This is a genomic window from Mobilibacterium timonense, from assembly GCF_900155555.1.
Taxonomy (GTDB): Bacteria; Bacillota; Clostridia; order Peptostreptococcales; family Anaerovoracaceae; genus Allobaileyella; species Allobaileyella timonense.
Genome location: NZ_FUHN01000001.1, coordinates 1 through 910 on the forward strand (window position 1 = coordinate 1; position 910 = coordinate 910).

Annotated in this window: 2 protein-coding genes; one reads left to right on the top strand and one right to left on the bottom strand. The window is 36.9% G+C overall.

All coding sequences use genetic code 11. The features are described 5' to 3' along the window. The first annotated feature begins 477 nt into the window (after positions 1-477). Positions 478-738 (top strand): hypothetical protein, encoded by a 261-nt coding sequence (locus BQ7382_RS09390; protein WP_083708774.1) that lies wholly within the window; start codon positions 478-480, stop codon positions 736-738. Here BQ7382_RS09390 and BQ7382_RS09805 read toward each other — a convergent pair. After that, entirely contained in the window at positions 699-905 is a 207-nt protein-coding gene (locus BQ7382_RS09805; protein WP_077389496.1) for a DegT/DnrJ/EryC1/StrS family aminotransferase, read from the bottom strand. The two genes, BQ7382_RS09390 and BQ7382_RS09805, sit on opposite strands and share 40 nt — an antisense overlap. Between the last annotated feature and the right edge of the window lie 5 nt (positions 906-910).

Below are 910 nucleotides of genomic sequence, written 5' to 3' on the forward strand. Positions count from 1 at the left end.
GAATTGTCACGATCCATGGTGATCTCCTTTGGTGATTTTGTGTGGTGACTTAATTCTACCAAAGATAGGTCCTGTGGATCTTCTTTTATTTAGTTTTAGTGTTCAACTTCATATTACAATTAACCCTCTTTTTTTAACTCCTCTTTTGTCATTTTCATAGTATATCCTCATTTGTTTTCCTCTCAATGGCAGTCAACTCTCTTGAAGACTTGTCAGTTAGTTGGCCATTTTCATCCCAGGAGAATTCATGCATGTGCTCACCATGTTGACCGTAGTTGTGCATTTTTGCATTTCCGTGATTTGTCGTATGCAATTCCCAATCTTTTTGGTTATGCTATACGCCATTTTCGCCCCACGATGGAACCAAAAAATAATACTAAAGGGACATCTGTAACATTCTTTGGTAAACGTGCTCAAGTGACAGTTAACACAACAAATGGTACATTGATTCAATGTAATTTAATTAGAGGTAAATAAATGAAAACCTACAAAGCAATTTTTGATAAAAAATCCTACGATGAATTAAAAAAAATTGACTGGGAACCTGCTGGCAATATTGTTGACTTCGATGACTCCGAGAATGCTGTTATTATAACTGATATTGAAATATTTCAGGCATATTTAGCATGGCTATCAGCAGAAAAAGGCATGAACGATAAAGGCGAAGTTAATCAATATGGGATCATACTCGAAAATATTTATGACGAGTTTTTGGAAACTGTTTTAGTTGAATTATGAACATTAAAAGTTATACTATACGCCATTTTCGCCCCACGATGGAACAAAAATGAAGTTGTCCCAATATCACCAAAGCTACATGCACGACCATCTCCTATCTGACCGCCAAAGCCTTGTGCACCGTCTTCCAGTACTTTTAATCCGTACCTGTCAGCTACTGCCCTGATTGCCG

Coding starts and splice junctions, on each gene's coding strand:
- BQ7382_RS09390 (WP_083708774.1), top strand. CDS start 478: ATGAAAACCTACAAAGCAATTTTTGATAAAAAATCCTACGATGAATTA.